Origin of the sequence: Methanolapillus millepedarum, from assembly GCF_032594115.1 — an archaeon.
GTDB classification, from domain to species: Archaea; Halobacteriota; Methanosarcinia; order Methanosarcinales; family Methanosarcinaceae; genus Methanolapillus; species Methanolapillus millepedarum.
This window is the reverse complement of sequence record NZ_CP131060.1, coordinates 1,507,856-1,527,949: the sequence shown is the minus strand read 5'-3', so window position 1 is coordinate 1,527,949 and position 20,094 is coordinate 1,507,856. Positions and strand designations below refer to the sequence as shown.

General features: G+C 41.2%; 17 protein-coding genes. 15 read left to right on the top strand and 2 right to left on the bottom strand.

The features are described from left to right. Window positions 1-18 precede the first annotated feature (18 nt). The gene (gene nadC / locus MsAc7_RS07025) at window positions 19-882 is read right to left on the bottom strand and encodes a carboxylating nicotinate-nucleotide diphosphorylase (protein ID WP_338102210.1); all 864 of its coding nucleotides are present in this window, start codon (window positions 880-882) and stop codon (window positions 19-21) included. 312 nt (window positions 883-1,194) lie between these two features. On the opposite strand from nadC, the gene MsAc7_RS07020 reads away from it, so the two are divergent. From MsAc7_RS07020 to MsAc7_RS07010, 3 genes are all read left to right on the top strand, one after another. After that, window positions 1,195-2,010: an aspartate dehydrogenase gene (locus MsAc7_RS07020; RefSeq protein ID WP_338102209.1), complete on the top strand. Its 816-nt coding sequence runs from the start codon at window positions 1,195-1,197 to the stop codon at window positions 2,008-2,010. A 323-nt stretch (window positions 2,011-2,333) separates the two neighbouring features. Then, on the top strand, window positions 2,334-4,631 hold the full coding sequence (locus MsAc7_RS07015; RefSeq protein WP_338103481.1) for a GLUG motif-containing protein: 2,298 nt from the start codon (window positions 2,334-2,336) through the stop codon (window positions 4,629-4,631). Window positions 4,632-5,260: 629 nt separating this feature from the next. Then, window positions 5,261-6,610: a KamA family radical SAM protein gene (locus tag MsAc7_RS07010; protein WP_338102208.1), complete on the top strand. Its 1,350-nt coding sequence runs from the start codon at window positions 5,261-5,263 to the stop codon at window positions 6,608-6,610. A gap of 98 nt (window positions 6,611-6,708) precedes the next feature. On the opposite strand, the gene MsAc7_RS07005 is transcribed toward MsAc7_RS07010, so the two are convergent. Continuing rightward, the gene (locus MsAc7_RS07005) at window positions 6,709-7,071 is read right to left on the bottom strand and encodes a hypothetical protein (protein ID WP_338102207.1); all 363 of its coding nucleotides are present in this window, start codon (window positions 7,069-7,071) and stop codon (window positions 6,709-6,711) included. Between the two features lie 529 nt (window positions 7,072-7,600). On the opposite strand from MsAc7_RS07005, the gene MsAc7_RS07000 reads away from it, so the two are divergent. The 12 genes from MsAc7_RS07000 (at window position 7,601) to MsAc7_RS06945 (ending at window position 20,039) form a co-directional block, all read left to right on the top strand. Further along, a complete protein-coding gene (locus MsAc7_RS07000; RefSeq protein WP_338102206.1) occupies window positions 7,601-9,016 on the top strand; it encodes an RHS repeat-associated core domain-containing protein in 1,416 nt (471 codons plus the stop codon). Between the two features lie 197 nt (window positions 9,017-9,213). Then, window positions 9,214-9,564, top strand: coding sequence for a hypothetical protein (locus MsAc7_RS06995; protein WP_338102205.1), 351 nt, complete (start codon window positions 9,214-9,216; stop codon window positions 9,562-9,564). 458 nt (window positions 9,565-10,022) lie between these two features. Next, a complete protein-coding gene (locus tag MsAc7_RS06990; protein WP_338102204.1) occupies window positions 10,023-10,580 on the top strand; it encodes a hypothetical protein in 558 nt (185 codons plus the stop codon). Window positions 10,581-10,624: 44 nt separating this feature from the next. Next, on the top strand, window positions 10,625-11,098 hold the full coding sequence (locus MsAc7_RS06985) for a hypothetical protein (protein WP_338102203.1): 474 nt from the start codon (window positions 10,625-10,627) through the stop codon (window positions 11,096-11,098). Then, window positions 11,095-12,102 (top strand): hypothetical protein, encoded by a 1,008-nt coding sequence (locus MsAc7_RS06980; RefSeq protein WP_338102202.1) that lies wholly within the window; start codon window positions 11,095-11,097, stop codon window positions 12,100-12,102. Before MsAc7_RS06985 ends, MsAc7_RS06980 begins: the two co-directional genes overlap by 4 nt. A 121-nt stretch (window positions 12,103-12,223) precedes the next feature. After that, the gene (locus MsAc7_RS06975; RefSeq protein ID WP_338102201.1) at window positions 12,224-12,700 is read left to right on the top strand and encodes a hypothetical protein; all 477 of its coding nucleotides are present in this window, start codon (window positions 12,224-12,226) and stop codon (window positions 12,698-12,700) included. Beyond that, window positions 12,697-13,731, top strand: coding sequence for a hypothetical protein (locus MsAc7_RS06970; protein ID WP_338102199.1), 1,035 nt, complete (start codon window positions 12,697-12,699; stop codon window positions 13,729-13,731). Before MsAc7_RS06975 ends, MsAc7_RS06970 begins: the two co-directional genes overlap by 4 nt. A 488-nt stretch (window positions 13,732-14,219) precedes the next feature. After that, a complete protein-coding gene (locus MsAc7_RS06965) occupies window positions 14,220-15,203 on the top strand; it encodes a hypothetical protein (protein WP_338102197.1) in 984 nt (327 codons plus the stop codon). Window positions 15,204-15,398: 195 nt separating this feature from the next. Then, entirely contained in the window at window positions 15,399-16,316 is a 918-nt protein-coding gene (gene nadA, locus MsAc7_RS06960; RefSeq protein ID WP_338102195.1) for a quinolinate synthase NadA, read from the top strand. A gap of 61 nt (window positions 16,317-16,377) precedes the next feature. After that, a complete protein-coding gene (locus MsAc7_RS06955; protein ID WP_338102193.1) occupies window positions 16,378-17,250 on the top strand; it encodes a geranylgeranylglycerol-phosphate geranylgeranyltransferase in 873 nt (290 codons plus the stop codon). 285 nt (window positions 17,251-17,535) lie between these two features. After that, window positions 17,536-19,401, top strand: a complete 1,866-nt coding sequence (iorA, locus tag MsAc7_RS06950) for an indolepyruvate ferredoxin oxidoreductase subunit alpha (RefSeq protein ID WP_338102191.1) — start codon at window positions 17,536-17,538, stop codon at window positions 19,399-19,401. Beyond that, on the top strand, window positions 19,398-20,039 hold the full coding sequence (locus MsAc7_RS06945) for an indolepyruvate oxidoreductase subunit beta (RefSeq protein WP_338102190.1): 642 nt from the start codon (window positions 19,398-19,400) through the stop codon (window positions 20,037-20,039). The genes iorA and MsAc7_RS06945 overlap by 4 nt, the downstream gene beginning before the upstream one ends. Window positions 20,040-20,094 lie beyond the last annotated feature (55 nt).

The window sequence follows — 20,094 nt, the reverse complement described above, 5'->3', positions numbered from 1 at the left end:
TGTCCTCAAATGGGTACATTATTTCCGAATGTCGAGACTGATATCTATCCACTTGGCATCGTTTGTCACGGCGCTGAGTGAAATGATATCGACACCGGCAACGGCATATTCCGGCAAATTTTCTTTTTTGATGCCGCCCGACGCTTCAATTAGAATCCGGTCACGCAACTTATTTTTAACCAACAAAGAAACTGTTTCTTTGATTTCGGCCGGCGTCATGTTGTCCAACATCACAATATCAGCACCAAGGCGGGCCGCCGAAAGAGCTTGTTCTTTGGTTTCCGCTTCCATTTCAATTTTTTTGGAGAAAGAGGCTTTTCTTTTCGCTTCCAAAAACGCGTTTTCAAATCCCATGATTTCGATGTGATTGTCTTTAATCATCACCAAATCCGCCAGATTGTTCCGGTGGGAATCGCCGCCGCCGTCAATGACCGCTTTCTTTTCAAACTTGCGGATGCCGGGCGTTGTCTTTCGGGTGGCCGCAATTTTCGGCGCGTTGATGCTTGTTTTGTTTTGTTTGTTGAAGTCGGAGACACTTTTTTCAACAATGGAAACGTAATCATGCGTATTGGTCGCAATCCCGGACAATCGGGACAAGAAATTCAAAACCAAACGTTCGGCGCGTAAAATCGAAACGGAATCGCCGGACAATTCAAACAAAACGTCGCCTTTGCCTGCCGAATCTCCCGGATTCTTTTTTTGAACATAAGAAATATTCATATAATCCAAAATGGCAGCCGCAATTTCAAGTCCGGAGACGAGACACGCCTGTTTTGTAAAAATGACCGCTTTGACCGTTTTATTCGGGACGAGCGTGCAGGAAACATCGTCGTCTCGAAGGTCTTCTTCCAGAAAAGTTTCGATTTCTTTTGTTAAAATCATCTTTCCACGCCCATGGAAAATAAAACTAAATGATCTTTATGTGAAAATGAAAAGAGTTGTGAATTGTAACAAAAACTACACATTCATTGGATAAAAGGTTTATCGATTACATTTTTGAATTGTTTCAAAATTTTTGCCGACGGATGTTGTTTTTGATATGCGGAAGACATAATGCTTTTCGGAAAGGATAAAATATAATGAAACGGTCTGATTTGCGACATCACTCAAAAGGTATATTTAGCCGTTGAATTCTTTTTGTCATTCAATACTTTCGCATTCACTTTTCATTCGTTTTTCATGTGGGGGAATTTAATGATTAAAATCGGGGTTATCGGTTGCGGTTTTATCGGATCTCAAATTTGTATGGCCATTGATTCCGGGCTTGTGGTTGCGGAGCTGGCCGGTATTTTTGATTTTTCCGGCGAGAAAGTCGATTCTGTCCTGCGGGAACTCAAAAATTCATCGCCCAAAAAGGTAACACCGGAAGAGATGGCAAAGAGTTGCGATTTGGTCATCGAATGCGCGTCTCAAGAAGCGGTTTTAAAATACGCGCCGATGATTTTGGAAAACGGCAAAAACATGATGATTTTGAGTGCCGGCGCTTTCCAAAATCCGGATTTTTACGCCAAAATCCAAAAAGCGGCTTCCAACCACAATTGTAAGGTTTATCTCCCATCGGGCGCCATTGCCGGAACAGACGGTTTAAAATCCGCCGCGATTGCCGGTTTAAAATCGGTCACCGTAACGACCCGAAAACCAATTTCGGGACTGATCGGCTCGCCTTATTTGACCGAAAAGAAAATCAATCTCACCGATATCACGACGCCGACGCTTCTCTTTGAAGGAAAGGCAGCCGACGCCGTTGTGGCGTTTCCCAAAAACGTCAACATTTGCGCAACAATCAGTTTGTGCGGCATCGGTTTTGAAAAAACGGTCGTTAAAATCATTGCTGACCCGACAATTTCGGACAACATTCACGAACTGGAGGTGTTCGGCGACTTCGGACACATGAAAATGCGCATTGAAAATAAACCGTCGCCGATTAACCCGAAAACCAGTTACTTGGCGGCGTTGTCCGCGATTTCGACATTAAAGAGAATTACCGACCCGATTCAAATCGGGGTTTGATTTTTTACTTTTGTTTTTTAAGAGGATTTATTTTTTATGTGTTGTTTAATAATTCTTCATTTTTAATTGATATCTTCCGGTTTTAGAGTTTTTGACATCAAAATAATATATTATAGCGAATGCCGCTGCTGTTTTTTTCATTTTGTTTCGATAGCGTGTCTATTTTTATTTAATGAGCTTTATTTTACAAATTGCGGAGATAGGTTTATATTTTGCTTTTAGTTTATAGTTCATCGCCCAATCTCAAATTATATTTAGTGAGTTGAGAGATTGGTCATTATTATTCATACAAATAACGGATTAAAATAGGTGAACCATTGAATATGAAAAGTCAAAGCCGAATCAGAATCGGCATTGTTATTCTTGTTATTTTATCGCTGGCGTTTTTATTTGTGACACTCTTGGTCGATCGCGAACCGCAAACAAGTTGCCTCAGTTGCTCATTGTCATCCCAAGATGCCGGAGGATTCGAGCAGGCGGTTCCCGGAAACAGTTCCACATCGCCCCGGATTCCGCCAAAAAACGTGACGCCGGATGGCGGTGGAAATCCGCCGATCTCACCGGTTGACCCGCCGGTTCCGCCGGCGCCCGGAGGCGATCCGATTGACGCGGACGTTTCGCTTTACGATTACAAACTGTGGTCGGACAGCGCTTATTATTTACGCGTTTTGATGACGCCGGACGGCGGCACAACCATTACGGGCTCGGAGCTCAAAGTCTATTACACGACAAATGGTTCCGGCGGCTGGGTTCAGAATGTCAGCTATGAATTGCTTTCGGCACCGAACACTTATGTCGTCAAAATGAAAGATCCCGTTCTGGAAAACGCCGGAAACGGAAAAATTTACACTTACACGTTCTACATTGACGGCGATAAAGGAACCGAGACCGTGAATTATCCGTTCGAATCCGGAAAAGGAACGGCGGCAAATCCGTATATGATTTCCGATGTCGTTCAAATGGACGCGCTTCGGTATTATACGGGAATTGCCGACGCCGGCAAGTATTTCGAACTGGCGGATGACATTGATATTCCGGCGGAATGGAACACGGGAACGGTGGAAAAAGATCGGGCTTATGCGGACGGTTTCGGATGGATTCCGATTGGGACGGCAACAATGAACCTTGATGATACCGGCAATTATATAATAGAGTCTCCGAATCCATTTTCCGGAAATTTAAACGGACAAAATAAAACGATTTCAGGATTGTACATCTATCGGCCATTTAGTTTTATGGGTTACCCGTACGAAGACGAAGAAAACAACTTCATGGGGCTCTTTGGTTATTCGGAACACTCTAAACTGGAAAATTTGAATTTAGAAAATATTGACGTTACCGGCTGTTTTTATACAGGCGGTCTTTTGGGTCATGGAAATAACACACAGATTCGGAATGTGAATGTGTCGGGAAATTTGATCGGAGCAGAAAGCAGCGGCGGCCTTTTGGGCTACGCAACCGGACTTATTTCAGAGTGTTCAGCGGAAGTTAATGTATCAGACGACTATATCGGCGGAATAAAATTCGGCGGACTGATTGGCGAAATCGGTGAAAACACGTTGGCTTCAAATACTGTCGAAAATTGTAAAGCAAAGGGAGACACAGTCGCATTGGAAGATGTCGGCGGACTGATTGGCCGTGTGGCAAGCAGTTCGGTCATTCAAAATTGCCGTTCAGAAGGAACAGTGGAAGGACGAAATGGATTTTTTGCTGTCAGCACAAAGGCCGGTGGTTTGGTCGGGTTCATGAATAAAGGAGTTGTTACCGATTGTACATCCGAATCAAACGTGTCCGGAAACGCTTATGTCGGCGGTCTCATCGGTTCAGACTTTAAGGCGCCTGTGACAAATTGTACCGTAACCGGAAAAGTTGAAGGCATTCAATATGTCGGCGGCCTCATTGGCGGAACCGGACTGACAAGTACGCATGAAGCAAACTTTAACTTAACAAAATGCCGCTTTACAGGTCCTTCTGTTTCCGGAAACCATACGGTTGGCGGTCTGGCCGGCATTTATGTGAACAGTACGATGACAAATTGTTATTCCACGGGTGATGTTTTATTCAATTCAACCGCCATTTACGGAACGTCATCCGGCATTACCGGAACCGGCGGTTTGGTCGGTTATTTGAACAGCAGCACTGTACTCAACTGCTACGCCGCCGGAAATGTAACCAGCAACAACGCAAGTTACGCGGTCGGCGGGTTGGTCGGCAACACTTCCCAAACCAATCTCATTGAAAACTGCTATTCAAGCGGCAATACCGTTTCCGGAAAGAACAGCACCGGTGGTTTGGTTGGAAGTGTGAATTCGGATACGGCCGTTAAAAACTGCACCTCGTTCATCCAAACATTGTCAACGACAAGTCCTAATAAAGGCCGTATCGCCGGTTTAAGTTCCGGAACTTTGGAAAACAACTACGCTCTTGGCGAAATGACCGGCGGAACTTGGATGTCAAATGCCAATGGAAAAGACGGGGCCGATGTTTCCGCCTCTGACGCCAAAACCAAAACATTCTATAACGGTCTTGGCTGGAGCATTCGAAACTCAACGGACAACGACAACAATGAAATTTGGATGATTGCTGAAGGAACCGCTTATCCGATTCTGTCTTGGCAATGATTCAAAAAGATAAAAGTTTGAACAAAATCAAGCAAGCCATCCCGTAAAATCAGATGCGAAGCATCTGTATTTTACGGATACCGCTGAAAAGGCAGATGCAACTCGATATTGGAAACCGCAAGGTGCAAGCTGAAAATAGTAAACGGTAAGATGCAATCCGAAACTGTAAACAGTAAGGTGCAATCAGAACTGTAAACAGTAAGATGCAATCTGAAACTGAAAACTGCTCATTGAATGTACCTGCGTATGGAATTCCGCAAAATACAAACGCAAAGCATTGCGGGACGGATTGTTTGCTTTTTTTCAAAAACCCATCCTTGATTTTTCTTGACTTTTTAAAAATGTGTCGCCATAACGCGCGCGGCGCCGCAAAAAGAATAGCAAGAAAGACAAAACGTCATTTTTTATTTTTCATCAATCATTTTTTCACAAATTTCAAAACATAAAACAATTTATATATTTTAAATTTTGAAAATTTTATTTGTATTTTAGCCCGACACACGCTGCTTTTCTATTTTTTGAATATTATAATTTTTCAGAATGTTTTCGTAAAACTTATAAAATGTGAGCCCGAAATAATTGAAAATCCGAAGTATCCGAAAAAGTGTCAGAAATGACAGGAGGTTATCATGACAGATACGAACCCTCGGACATACAAAGCCTACACATCTTATAATTTCAAAGAAATTGAACAGGCGGCATGTTTGTCCGAAAAAGATATCGAAGCCGTTGAAGTGGTCGGGCAGGTTTTACCGTTTAAGACCAACAATTACGCCACCGACGAGCTCATCGATTGGGAAAATGCGTCGACAGACCCGATGTTTTCCCTTCATTTCCCGCGAAAAGACATGATCTCAAACCATGATTATGAGACGGTCAAGATGTTCCTTCGCCGGTATCAGGAAACAAATGATCCGGCCGACAAGAAAAAACTGAGCGACGCCGTTGAGGCCGTCCGCTTGTCGCTTAACCCGGACCCGTCCGGGCAGTCTCACAATGTTCCGGTTTTTGAAGGAACCGCATTGAACGGCCTTCAGCACAAATATCGGGAAACGGTTCTTTTATTTCCGAATCAAGGACAAACGTGTTACGCTTACTGTTCTTTTTGTTTTCGTTGGCCTCAATTTTCCAAGATTTCAAGCATGACGGACTCCAAATTCGCCATCAAGGAGGATTACGAAACATACATGGACTACATCAAATCCAAACCGGACGTCACCGATGTTTTGTTGACCGGCGGTGACCCGATGACCATGAAAACGCCGGTTTTGTCAAAATACATCGACCGCTTGCTTGAAGAGGACATGAAGCAAATCAAAACGATTCGCATCGGTACCAAAGCATTGGCGCACTGGCCCTACCGGTTTACAACAGATTCCGACGCCGATAGCATGATTGCTTTGTTTGAAAAAGTTGTTGCCGCCGACAAACATTTGGCGGTGATGGCCAACTTTAACCATCCGAAAGAAATGGAAACAAAAGCCGTTCGTGAAGCCATTCACCGGATTTTATGCACCAACGCTCAAATTCGGACGCAATCACCTGTCCTCAACCACATCAATAACGACCCCGCCTTATGGGCAAAGATGTGGCGCAAGCAAACCGATTTCGGCTGCATTCCGTATTACATGTTTGTCGCGAGAGATACAGGTGCCAAGCATTATTTCGAACTGCCGTTGGAACGCGCCCAGCAAGTTTTCCGGGAAGCGTACCAACAAGTGAGCGGCATTTGCCGGACGGTGCGCGGTCCGATTATGAGCGACCACGCCGGAAAAATTCAAATTCTCGGAACAAGCGACGTTTACGGCAAAAAAATATTTGTTCTTCGTTTTATCCAAGGACGCAATCCGGATTGGGTGGCCAAACCTTTTTTTGCAGAATACAATCCCGATGCGACCTGGTTTGACCAATTGAAACCGGCGTTTGAGGAAAAAGAGTTCTTTTTTGAATCGGAAATTGAGGATTATTTGAATCCTTGATTTTTGATTTTTAAAAAATTATTTGAAATAATGTCATTTTAAACAAACAGATGAAATTGTCCGAGTAAAACATAGAACCACTCGGATGGAATGAATATTTAAGAGGCAGATTCTTCAGATTTTTCAGACAAAATAGTTTTGGAATCTTCCGAAAGTAATTCTTTTGAGAGGAAAGTTGTCATTGATACTTCTGAAGGTATTTCTCCATTAAGAGGTTCAATAAATCCCCTTTCAATCAATTCGTTAATTTTTTGTGGATCAGTTGTATAAAATTCAATAATGTATCCGCCAGTATCCTCAACTGACACCAATTCCATAAATTCAGCATCGTTGAACGGATCAGCATCATTGTCTGATTCAATAGCATCATTACCTGATTTAGTAATATCCGCCATGACTATATTTACAGAGAGTATGAAAAAAACAACAAAAAAAAGAGAAATTATTTTAGATTTTACCATCTGCTCACACCTTTATTTGCTATTTATCAGTATTGAAAATTAGTCCGAATTTATGGTATTGATAGAATAATATATTAAATTTTGCAGTGAACTAAACCGCATAATATAAACCAATATGAGATTCTGAACTTTCAATTCAAAAAAATTAGTTTGACCAATTGAAACCGGCGTTTGAAGATAAAGAATTCTTTTTTGAATCGGAAATTGAGGATTATTTGAATCCTTAAAAAGTAATGGGAATAAACAGAAATGTTTATTTTCTTTTTTTCCATTCGAAGCTTGTCAACGATGGCCATATCCGCCAATTGAGTTTATCGTGTCTCTTTTTGAATCCTGTTCACAGAAATATGTTTAAATCGTATTTTATTTTTAACCCTGAATGTTATTTTTTAGGATAATATATATTACCCAAATAAAATAATTTATATCCCTTAAAGAACTATGAAAATTGATTTTAATTAATTTAATATAATTTTTACTATAATATAATAATTTAAATTATATTAATCAATAATTTTGGGGTTAGGCTGTGAATTCGTCATCTTCCGCGTCTTTGTCTGCAACCCATATTTCATCAGCTGAAATCCAAAAAGCTTCAGTTACGCCGCCAAAGATTCTTGTGCCAAGCGGATTTAAAACGAAAGAATTCGGAACGAATCAAACAGCAGCCGTTTATCAAAAACAAGATTTAGTGAACGGTCACAAATACTACATCCGTTCGAACTTAGCCGGAAATGGTGAGAATGCTTATGCTGAACAATTTGAACTCTCCGCTTCCAAAGCTGAAATTCATGACCATTCAGCGCATTCACTTTTGGAACACGGCCATGAAATGGATTCCGTCTCCGGAATTTTCACGCATCATGCCGGCGATCGCCAGGAAATTGAAAACATTTTGGCATCAAACATGAACAGTGATGTTTTTGCCGTAACCGAACCGATTCTCATTGACTTGACCGAGACGTTCGGTGCCGGAAACGAACCGGATGTCGAATGGTGCCACGAAAATATTCCGTATTTCACCGGAACACAAACGGTGACGCTTCAAAGCACATCAACGTCTTCCGGCGCAAGCAGCTTTGCCGCCTCCAAATACACCTACACCGGAAAAGAGTTTGAGTCGGACATCGGCATTTACTACTACGGTGCCCGATACTATAACCCAACGACATTTACATTCACGCAAGCGGACAGCATGATTCCAAACGTATATAATCCGCAAGCATTGAACCGGTATGCGTACAGTTACAATAATCCGGTGACATATACGGATCCGGATGGGCATACGCCATTGTTGGTAACGGCGGCAGCAGGAGCCATAGCGGGCGGTCTTATTGCAGGAGGTATGTCTGCTGCGATTCAATATGCTACGACAGGGGAAGTCAATTGGAAACAAGTCGGTGGTGCCGCTCTTGGCGGTGCCGTTGCAGGGGGCATATTTGGATTGACTTTAGGAGTTGGTTCAGGATTAATGGCCGCTGCCGGAGCAACTGCATTTGAAACCTCATTCGTAATGGGAGTTACCTCCACTGGTGCAAGCCTTATCAGTGGGATGGCTGGAAGAGCTGCCGAAAGTTATTATGTTGCAGGCGAAATTGATAAGGAGTATGTCTTCGATTCAAAATGCATGATTGAAGATCTTGCCTTTGGAGCTGTTGGCGGCGGATTTGTAAAACCAGTAAAAGTAACGAAATTTAAAGAAGTATTAAAAATGGGTAATGTTCCTGCTTTGAAGTACCTTGTAAAAAGTACCGGAAAACAAACTCTCAGAAATACACCACTTGAAACATTTACCAAATCAATGCACAATGAGAAAGAAATTTCTGATATTGTGAATATTGTCGGTGATCATGTTGTTGACTCCACCCACGGCGGAGGAACAAGTAGCAGCGGAGGAAGTAGTGGCGTAAAATACTGTCCGGTTTGCGGTGCAGTAATCGGATAAGTATTTGAAAGCTGTATCAAAAATAGAGGATGGGGAGTTTTCCTCATCCCATCTAGTAAGGAGGCATCAACATTCAACCAAAAGACTTTCAACATTATGGGATATTAATTATTAAGTTATTATTAATTCTGGGAATAGCAGCTTGCGTTTTTTTCTCATTCTTATCCCATCATGTTCTCTCTTTCGGATTTGTATATATGGGTACCCAATATCTTGTTTTTGAATACTGTTTTGAACATTATCAATTCTTTAAAGTTCATTCAAAAGAAGGAGATCCGGAAGGATCAATCCATTACCTATTATCACTTGCCGGTTACTTATTTAACGCCATTGCACTTCCATTAATTTCAATGGATCTTTTTATTTCAGCATCTATTTATTTCAATCCCGGATTAATCGTCCTGGATTTTATGAAAAATTATTTGTTTGTTTACCCGTTTTTATTCACTTTTGATTTAATCTTTATTTTATTTTTCCGTCATTTAACAAAGCATGCTACAAAAATACCATCGATTGAAAAAAGCAAAAACGTGGTGAATTCGAAATGATTGTTGATCAATATGAATTTGCCTTTATGTTTATGGCAACTCTTCCCGGCATTTACTTAGCGGCAAGAAAAAATTTCATTTATACAGAGAATAAAAGATACAATCTGTTTATCGTCAGGATTTTATTTACGGTTCCATTATTTTTTATTGCGAATGTGCTTATTTCAATGATAACTGCCAGAATTTTTATTTGGTTGTTTCCAAAAATTTCCTCATTTTTTGTAGGATTAATGGGAAATTATGCAGCTGCACTTGTTTCCTTCATTTTCAGTTTAATTCTAATTTTTTTACTTCAAAGATACGTTGTTCTGCCGAGGAGTCTAAAAATTGAAACAATAACTAAAAAAGATGTTAAAGATTATGATTTGTACTATTTTCATCCAATGGAAACAATGCTGGGCGGTAGAACCTATGGAACAAAATATAAAATAATCAACCCCAACAGAAAACCTGATGACTTGCCAATCCGTTCTCAATTAACGGATTTAGCAGCCGATTTCAGGTATCTTGAAGGAGAATATCTGATGATGACGACGCATGGAGAAATTGTCGTTTCAAACCAAGCGTTAGAAATTCTGAAAGAAAACGATTTATCCGGATTTTATACGCGTCCGGTCAAAAAAGATGAATCTTACCGTGTTTTTTCAAAACCGGATCCGGCAGACAATTTCAAATATAAACAGCTTATTTGCAATCATTTCATGCCAAAGATGTCACCACCAACGGAAATTGTGACCAAAAAATACCCGTTGAGAATTTTGGTTTCAGGAAATATCTATTACAACCAACAAGTTCTGTCAGAAATTGCTGACTTTAATCAGACGTACGAATATTTCGGAAGCGATTATGGGGATCCCGTGTTTGTTCAAAGATTTTGGATTTTGACAAAAAAGGCACGAGATATTTTCATTGAACGGTTTGACCAAACGGAAGATGATTTCAGCCCGGTTCATTTGGTAGACGAGGACGGGAACGTGATTGAAAATCAACTATCTGATGTTTCTAAAATTCTGTGAGTAATGATACATATTCATTACTCATTTTTCAAAAAGGGATAAATATGAACACTTTAAAACGATTTCACGAAAAAAAAATATTACGTGACTATTTGATTTTGCAAATCATATTTCTAATTGCATTTCTTTTATTTTATTCAAGCCTCAGTTTTCTAAAAATATATGTTTCGATTCAACTTTTATTTACATTTTATTATTACGGATATTTTCATTATTATCGGGTTCATTCAAAAACACGCAATCTATCTAACAGTTGGTTTGCGGCTTTTTTCCAACTTTCAGGCTTTTTAGTTAATTTAATCATTCTTCCGATGGTTTTAGCCGGAGTTATTGCATTTTTCATTTCCGTGCTTGACCCGGCACGGACTTGGATAGAAATTCTTGAATTTCCGGTCATATTTTATTTCAGTGTTTGGTTTTGTGATACCGTTATTTTCTTTCTTTTTAATTATCTTTCTAAAAAAGCAACGCAAATGCCAACGAATAAAAAATATCCATCTGCAGAGGGTTTTTTATGATTGCTTCATTTTATGAATTTTTATTCTTCGTTACATCGGTTGTTCCGAGAGCATATGTTCTTTTGATGGCCTTTTCCACAATGATCCCTGGAGTTTACATTGCGTCTCGAAAAAATTTCCTTTACACTTTGAACCAAAAATATGATTTTTTTGTTACTCGGTTGTTTTTTACCGTTCCCGGATTAGCCTTTTTGAATTTCGGAGTATCTGTTTTCATTGAAATTATTGTTTATTTTATATCTCCCGATCTGGCCTACATCTTTTTCAATACTTTCGGTTATCTGTCAATTCTTCTTATTCCACTTATCTTTGACTTTATACTCATTTTATACTTCCGAAAAATATCTCCGACGGACAAACCGGAGATTCTTCGCCGGAAGGAATGTAAATGTGAACTTTACGTTTATATTCCGTCTTACAAAATTCACGGCGGAAACTACTACGGCGCAAAATTTGAAATTATAAACAAGAGTCGAAAAAGTGACGAATTGATGATCCAAAATCAAATTTCAGATTTGATTATTCGAGAAAAAGAACTTCATGGAAAGAATATCAGTTTGACAGATTTTGGAGAACTCATTCTCACCAAAATCGGACTTGATATTTTCAATGAGAATGCGATTTCCGGATTTGATTTCAGACCCGTAATGAACAGCATCGGAAATACTTTGTTTCCAAAGGCTGAAATTTCAAATCAGACCGTTCAATTAATCAGCAATCACATCATGCCGCCACTATCTTCAAAAACCATCTTTCGTCGTGAAAAAAATCCAGCTTCGGTTTTTGTGTCCTATTCTGATTTTTATTACTGCCGAAATGTATTGGATGAGATTTGCGATTTGAACCAAACGGTTGAGTATTTTGGCAGCAATTCGGGGATCCCATACTTTGTTCAAAGATATTGGATTATCACAAAAAAGACAAAAGATATTTTGATCCATAAATTTGACCAAAAAGAAGAAGATTTTCGTCCGGTTTATTTGGTGGAGGAAGTAACGGTATAAAATACTGTCCGGTTTGCGGTGCAGTAATGTAACGAAAATTCAGGAGCATGATACTGCCAACAAGTAAAAAATCAAGATAAATGAGAGGAAAGTTTTCCTCTCATTTATTGGGAGACAAATTATGCAACCACGATTATTTCAGGATTATTTATGGTTCATCTTTAAAGGAGTACTCATTTTAATAATTCTAGCTTCTGTTTTGTTTTCATTTTTATTCAAAAACGCCAGTTTTTTTGTATCAGTTTATGGACTTACACAACTTCTCGTTTCTTATTATTGCCTTGAACACTATCAATTTTTCAAAATTCACTCAAAAACAGATGCAGCAGACAAGACGTTACACACTCTGTTTTCGTTTATCGGTTATTTATTTAACGCATTTGCATTTCCATTAATTTTAATAGACCTTATTGCTTCCATATATCGTTATTTAAATCCAGAATTGCCTGCTTTGGATATTATGGGAAATTATTTGTTTGTTTACCCATTTTTATTCATTTTTGATTTAATTTTTATTTTGTTTTTCCGCCATTTAACAAAACATGCCACAAAAGCACCATCAATTAAAAAGAGTAAAGCTAAGGTGAACTCAAAATGATGGCTATTCAATATGAATATGTTTTCATACTTATGGCAACCCTTCCCGGAATTTACTTAGCGGCAAGAGAAAATTTCATCTACACGGAGAATAAAAAATATAACTTGTTCATTATTCGTCTTTTATTCACGATTCCGTTGTTTTTTATTGCGAATGTGCTTATTTCAATGATTTTCGCCAGAATTTTTATTTCCTTGTTCCCAAAAATTTCCTCGTATTTTGAAGGATTGGTGGGAAATTATGCCGTTGTTCTTGTTCCTTTCATTTTCAGTTTGATTTTAATCATCTTACTTAAAATATACATTGTTCCACCAAGAGATTTAAAAATTAATTATTTGGAAGAAATAATTGACAAAGATTTTGACTTGTACGTGTTTCATCCAAACGAGGTAATGCCGGATGGTCGAACGATGGGAACCAGATTTGATATCGCCAACAAAAAAAGAAAAGAAGATCAATTGCCAATCCGTTCCCAATTAACGGATTTAGCAGCCGACTTCAGGTATCTTGAAGGAGAATATTTAATGATGACGACGCATGGAGAAATTGTTGTTTCAAACCAAGCTTTAGAAATTCTGAAAGAAAACGGTATATCCGGATTTTATACCCGCCCTGTCAAAAAAGATGAATCTTACCGGGTTTTTTCAAAAGCAGACCCGGCGGATAATTTCAAATATAAACAGCTTGTCTGCAACCATTTTATGCCGAAGATGTCTCCACCAACGGAAATTGTAACCAAAAAATACCCATTAAAAGTTTTGGTTTCAGGAGACATCTATTACAATCAACAAATTCTATCGGAAATTTCTGATTTTAATCAAACGTCCGAATATTTCGGAAGCGAGTATGGTGACCCCGTGTTTGTTCAAAGATTTTGGATTTTGACAAAAAAGGCACGAGATATTTTCATTGAACGGTTTGACCAAACGGAAGATGATTTCAGCCCGGTTCATTTGGTAGACGAGGACGGGAACGTGATTGAAAATCAACTATCTGATGTTTCTGAGATGGCACAAGTAAATGAAAACTGAATTTCCTGAAACGGATTGAGGAATTAAATTATGAACATTTTAGAACAAACCAACAAAAAACCGCACATTCTCCGTGATTATTTGATCTTACAGATTGTGCTTTTTACTTTATTTTTCCTATTTTATTCAAACGTCGGCATATTATTTTTATTTTATTCTCCCGTTCAAATCGCGTTCTCATTTTACTGCTATAGATATTTCAATTTTTATCGTATACACTCTAGATTAGATCCGCCTCCATATACCCCGACAAAAGGCCGTATCCTGGTATTGTCAGGGTTCACTTTAAACAGCATATTCATCCCTATTACTCTGTATGAGCTTACAACTTATTTAATCTCATCAATTCCTATTCAAGATGGTATCATTTTTTATCTTTGTACAAGCCTTTTCGATACATTTTTCATTTTATTGTTTTCAGTTCTTTTTAGAAAAACAAATGCGATTGCGCAAAAAACCGACATGTCACAAAAAGAGGGGGTTGAATAATGGAATCTACATCTCTCATTTTGTTTTTCTTAATGACGGTGTTTCCTGGAATTTATCTGGCCACAACAAATTTCCTCTACACGCCGATTAAAAAATACGACTTTTTCATCATCCGTGCCTTTTTAACGGCACCATTGTTTTCAGGTCTGAATGTTCTCATTTCCGGTGTCATTGTCATTCTATTTGCCCGAATTTTTCCGGAAATAACACTTCAAATTACCGGTATTTTCGGAGAAGCCGCCATTTCCTTAGCGCCCCTGTTTGTCAGTCTGATTTTTATTATCCTTCTCAAAATATTTGTTATTTCAACCGATGAATCCGATGTATTCGATTCGGAAAGTGAACTCTATGTTTATTATCCGAGACGAAAACTCAGCGGCGGAAAATTCAACGGAACAAAATTTGAAATCGTCAATAAATATCGAAAAGAAAATGAGCTGCTCATCGAAAAACAAATCACCGACTTGATCATCCGGTCGGCGGAATTGGAAGACCGTAACTTAACGTTGACAAATTTCGGAGAAATGGTGGCGACGCTGTCCGGACTTTCGGTTCTGAACAATAAAAATATTTCCGGATTTTATACACGCAACGTAATAAAATATGAAGAAAAAGTTCACAAACAGAATGAAACAGGACAGAAATGCTTTCAACTCGTTTCGACAAGTCTAATGCCGCCGGTTTTGTCTCCTCCGACGATTATTCAAAGAAAAAAGTACCCTGTTGGCGCATTTGTTTATCGTCTTCAATTTTATTACCATCAAACTGTGATGAAAAATGTTTCTGATTTGAATCAAACAGAAGAATATTTCGGAAACATCATGAACAATCCTTATCCGGTTCAACGGTTTTGGATCATCACAAAAAGAGCGAGAGATATTTTCATTCAAGAATTGGGACAGGATGAATACGATTTTTTTCCCGTTCGTTTGGTGGATGATGACGGGAACATAATTCAAGAAAGTGGAGTCTCAAAGGATTAACATTTTTAATTTTCGGACTCTCTTTCTTTTTTTGCCGGCACCGTCCGCGCGCGTTACAGCACCCATTTTTAAAAAACAGTCAAAGCCGGAATCCGGTCTTTTTTCAATCATCTCAAATTCGGAAATGGTTTAATATTAATAGAATGATTCCTTTTACTCATCATTTGATTGATTCATTATTATTTTGTGATTCTTATGAATGCGGAAGAAACGGTTCTTCGGATTGCCGAGCTTAAATCGGAAAAAAACGCCATCATTCTCGCGCACAACTACGCCCGGCCGGAAGTCCAAGACATCGCCGACATCGTCGGGGATTCGCTCGCGCTCAGCCAAGCGGCTGTCGACGTCGATTGCGGCATTATTGTTTTTGCGGGTGTCCACTTCATGGCGGAAAGTGCTTACATTTTATCTCCCCAAAAGAAAGTATTGATGCCGGACGCCGATGCCGGCTGTCCGATGGCGGATATGGTCACCGTTGACGCGCTCCGGGTGGAAAAAAAGAAGTATCCGAATGCAGCGGTGGTCTGCTATGTCAACAGTTCGGCGGCGGTCAAAGCTGAGTCCGACATTTGCTGCACGTCCGCCAACGCCAAAGAAGTCGTCAATTCCCTTCCGAATGACGAAATTTTATTCATCCCGGACAAAAACTTGGGACACTACATTTCCCGGCACACCGATAAAACTGTCCACCTTTGGAACGGATTTTGTCCGGTTCACCAACAAATTACAAAACAAGATGTTTTGGACGCCAAAGACGCGCATCCGAACGCCATTTTCTTGGCGCACCCGGAATGCCGCCCCGAAGTATTGGATCTCGTCGACGGCATTTACAGCACGGCCGGAATTATCAAATACGCTGCCGCATCTCCGGAAAAAGAATTCATCATCGGAACCGAGCAGGCAATGATTCACAAGCTTAAAAAAGACAGTCCGGACAAGCTCTTTTATCCGGTTTCCAAATACACGTACTGTTCCAACATGAAAATGGCGACGCTCCCGTCCATCTCGCGCGCGCTTGAAACGGAACAACCGGCAGTAACCGTCCCCGAAGACATTCGTGTCCGCGCCAAAAAAGCATTGGACAGAATGCTTGAAGTTGTCCCGAAAAAATAAACGGATTCTTCCTAAATTTATTGTTATTCATCAATTTCGAACAGAGAAACGAGACGCGACAATGGTCCAATTGATTCAAAAGGCAAAAGATTATCTGGAACTGATGCGGTACAAAAACTGCGTCATGGCCGGCTTTTCATCCGTCGTTGCTGTTTTCATCGCCGCATCCATTCTTGATTCCGCCGTTTCCGACATCTATTCTTTGTACGATGCGTTCATCTTGTTGGATATTTTCATCATGGTTTTTTTAGCGTCCGGCGCCGGAAATGTTCTCAACGATTATTACGATATCGATATCGACCGAGTCAATAAGCCGAACCGCCCGCTTCCGGCGGGACGTGTCAGCTTAACCGAAGCCGTTTATTTGGCGATCGCCGGCTTTTCCGTCGCGCTCTTGATTGCGTTTCTCATCAACCCGATTGCCGGTGTCTTTGGTTTCTTAAATGTTTTCATGCTGATTTGGTACGCCAAATCCTTAAAACGCACAATTCTCATCGGAAACTTGTCCATCGCCTATCTGACCGGATCCACATTCCTTTTCGGCGCCGCGTTTTTCGGCTGGGATGGAATTTTTGCGCTTTTGCCGCTTGCCGTTTTGGCGTTCTTCGCGACCGCTTCACGTGAAATTGTTAAAGACATTGAAGACATTAAAGGAGACGCTGAGGACGGCGCTGTCACCTTCCCGATCAAATACGGCGAAAAACCGGCCGCTTATTTGGCCGCCGCCATGGGAATTTTCGCAATGATATTAAGCCCGATGCCGTATTTTATGGGAGAAATGGGCGTTTACTATTTGTACGCGCTTATTCCGGTGGAACTCTGCTTCCTCTACACAGTTTACGTGCTGGTGAAAAAAGATTACACCAAAGCCTCAAAGTTGCTTAAAATCGCCATGTTGCTGGCACTGGTTGCTTTTATTGTCGGAATTATTTAACATTAAAACAGGACGAACTGATTTCGTCATTTAAAAATGGCGGTCTGCTTTTTGATTCGGCATCAAAAGCAGTCGCCATAACGCGCGGGCGACCGCCGGCACATTATCCGCACACAGTATCCGCATTTTCAAATAATTTAATCTTAAACGATTTTGAACCAAAATGATTTTAAAAACAAATTCAATCCTACTATATCTTATTGATTAATCATCAAACATTATCGGAGTTTCATTCATTTTAAATTTCATCATTTAACATAGAACAAATAGAATCGGAGTTTTTCTATGACCAAAGAATATATGCTTGGAAACGCTGCCATCGCCCGCGGCGTTTTGGAAGGAGGCGTCGGTGTCGTGTCCGGATATCCCGGAACGCCGTCTTCCGAAATCATTGACATTTTGCGTGTTCAAAAAGACCGCGATTTTTACGTGGAATGGTCCGTCAATGAAAAAGTAGCGGTTGAAGTGGCGATCGGCGCGGCCTTTACGGGCGTTCGCTCGCTTGTCACTATGAAACATGTCGGTCTCAACGTCGGCGCCGACCCTTTAATGACGGTCGCGTATTCCGGTGTCAAAGGCGGCATGATTATTGTGTCGGCGGATGACCCGTCTTTTCACTCGTCCCAAAACGAACAAGACACGCGACGTTATGCGGAATTTGCGCAAATTCCCTGCTTTGACCCGGCCACAATTCAAGATGCGAAAGACATGATTTCGTATGCGTTCGAATTTTCGGAAAAGTTTGAAACCCCGGTTTTGTTCCGACCGACGACAAGAACCAGTCACGGCAAATCCGGCGTTATTCTCGGAGAAGTTAAACCGAATGACAGAAAAGCCGATTTTACCAAAGACCCGGCACACTGGGTGATGATGCCGAACAACGCGAAAGCGCGCCACAAAGTGATTTTGGACCGATATCCGGAAATGGGAAAAGCATTGGAAAGCTCTCCGTGGAACGTTTTGGAACTGTGCGAAAAGTCAGAAATCGGGGTGATCGCATCCGGCATCGCATCTGTTTACGCCAAAGAGGCGCTTCATTATTTGGGCATCAACGCCTCGTTTTTGAAAATTACGGCGTATCCGGTTCCGGAAAATTTGATTTTAGAAATGCTTTCCCGCTGCGAGAAAGTGTTGGTGATTGAAGAGTTGGAACCGATCGTGGAAAACAATGTCCGGATCATCGCGGAAAAACACAAAGAAACCGTCAAAACTCAAATTTTCGGCAAAGACCCGGTTCCGCGCATGAACGAACTTAATTTTGACATTTGCCGAAACGCACTTCTTTCCGTTTTTAAAGATGAATGCGATCCGGCCGTGTTGGCGCAACTGGACTCGGAATTGATATCATCTGTGACAGTTCCCAATGTATCGCTTTTTCCGAAAGAGTTGGCGGAAATTGTTTTGCCGCCGCGGCCGCCGGCTTTGTGCGTCGGCTGTTCTCACCGTTCGGCGTTTCAAGTCATTAAAGATGTGTTCGGCAAAAACGCGGTTTTCCCAAGCGACATCGGCTGCTACACACTCGGAATCCATAGCGGCGCTGTTGACACAACCATTTGCATGGGCGCGAGCATCAGCATGTCTTCCGGAATGTCGGCTGCCGGCGAAAAGAAATCAATTTGCTGTACAATCGGCGACTCCACCTTCCTGCACACCGGCGTTAATTCGCTGATGAACGCCGTCTACAACAAATCCAACATCACGGTCGCGATTTTGGACAACCGGATTACGGCGATGACCGGACACCAGCCGAACCCGAATGTCGGGCTGACCGCCACCGGCGAAGAAACGGTTGCCGTGTCTTTGGAAGCCATTTGCATTGCCGTCGGCGCGAAGTTTGTCCGGGTTGTTGACGCTTACAATTATGACGAAATGAAAAACGCGTTTAGAGAAGCAAAAGCGTTTGAAGGCACCGCCGTCGTGATCGTCAAACAAGCCTGCGCGATTGTCGCTCGAAAGGACGGCGTCAAAAGAAAGCCGTACGCTGTTTCAAAAGAGCTTTGCCGCGGCTGCAAAAAATGTATTTCATTCGGCTGCCCGGCAACGGAATTCAATACGAAGGAAGCGGTCGCTTTTATCAATTCACAGTGCATCGGCTGCGGCGTTTGCGCGCAAATTTGTCCGTTCCATGCCATTTTGGAGGTGACAGAATGATTCCGGTTAACAATAAAACTCAATGTTTCGGAACGGTCCCCAACGGCGGAAAAACAGACGTCAAGTACGATGTCGTCATTTGCGGCGTTGGCGGGCAGGGCGCGATTTTGGCATCCGACATTTTGGGACGCGCCGCCGTTTTGGAAGAAATGGCGGTTCAGGCCGCGGAAACTCACGGCATGGCTCAGCGCGGCGGTTCGGTTGAAAATCACGTTCGAATCGGCAGCGCTTACGGATCTTTGATTCCGCAAAGAAGCGCCGACTTAATGATTGCGCTTGAGCCGATTGAAGCCGTCCGGTACGCCCATTTGATGAAAAAAGGCGGCGTCATTCTCATGAACACGGAAACAGTTTTGCCGTTTACGGTGACGACCGGAAAAGCCGTTTATCCGAACGTTTCGGAACTCGCGGAAAAGTTGTCCAAACATTTCAAAGTGGTTCCGTTTAACGCGACGGAGGTGGCGAAAGCCGCCGGGAACCGCCAAGCTGCAAACGTTGTGATGATTGGCGCCGCGTCTAATTTTATTCCGATTCCGGAAAAAACATTTAAAGAATGTATTCAAGCGTTGGTTCCGCCCAAGTTTTTGGACGTGAATTTAAAAGCGTTTGACATGGGAAAAGAAAGCGGGAAACAATAACGTTTTTCACTTTTCTTCCTTTCTCTGTTTTCTTTTCTCTTTTTTGCAGCGTGCC

Excerpts from the sequence above, each read along its gene's own strand:
- MsAc7_RS06970 (WP_338102199.1), top strand. The coding sequence starts at position 12,697 with ATGATGGCTATTCAATATGAATATGTTTTCATACTTATGGCAACCCTT.
- nadC (WP_338102210.1), bottom strand. The coding sequence starts at position 882 with ATGATTTTAACAAAAGAAATCGAAACTTTTCTGGAAGAAGACCTTCGA.
- MsAc7_RS06945 (WP_338102190.1), top strand. The coding sequence starts at position 19,398 with ATGATTCCGGTTAACAATAAAACTCAATGTTTCGGAACGGTCCCCAAC.
- MsAc7_RS06980 (WP_338102202.1), top strand. The coding sequence starts at position 11,095 with ATGATTGCTTCATTTTATGAATTTTTATTCTTCGTTACATCGGTTGTT.
- MsAc7_RS07015 (WP_338103481.1), top strand. The coding sequence starts at position 2,334 with ATGAAAAGTCAAAGCCGAATCAGAATCGGCATTGTTATTCTTGTTATT.
- MsAc7_RS06975 (WP_338102201.1), top strand. The coding sequence starts at position 12,224 with ATGCAACCACGATTATTTCAGGATTATTTATGGTTCATCTTTAAAGGA.
- MsAc7_RS06995 (WP_338102205.1), top strand. The coding sequence starts at position 9,214 with ATGGGTACCCAATATCTTGTTTTTGAATACTGTTTTGAACATTATCAA.
- MsAc7_RS06965 (WP_338102197.1), top strand. The coding sequence starts at position 14,220 with ATGGAATCTACATCTCTCATTTTGTTTTTCTTAATGACGGTGTTTCCT.
- nadA (WP_338102195.1), top strand. The coding sequence starts at position 15,399 with ATGAATGCGGAAGAAACGGTTCTTCGGATTGCCGAGCTTAAATCGGAA.
- iorA (WP_338102191.1), top strand. The coding sequence starts at position 17,536 with ATGACCAAAGAATATATGCTTGGAAACGCTGCCATCGCCCGCGGCGTT.
- MsAc7_RS06955 (WP_338102193.1), top strand. The coding sequence starts at position 16,378 with ATGGTCCAATTGATTCAAAAGGCAAAAGATTATCTGGAACTGATGCGG.
- MsAc7_RS07010 (WP_338102208.1), top strand. The coding sequence starts at position 5,261 with ATGACAGATACGAACCCTCGGACATACAAAGCCTACACATCTTATAAT.
- MsAc7_RS06985 (WP_338102203.1), top strand. The coding sequence starts at position 10,625 with ATGAACACTTTAAAACGATTTCACGAAAAAAAAATATTACGTGACTAT.
- MsAc7_RS07020 (WP_338102209.1), top strand. The coding sequence starts at position 1,195 with ATGATTAAAATCGGGGTTATCGGTTGCGGTTTTATCGGATCTCAAATT.
- MsAc7_RS07005 (WP_338102207.1), bottom strand. The coding sequence starts at position 7,071 with ATGGTAAAATCTAAAATAATTTCTCTTTTTTTTGTTGTTTTTTTCATA.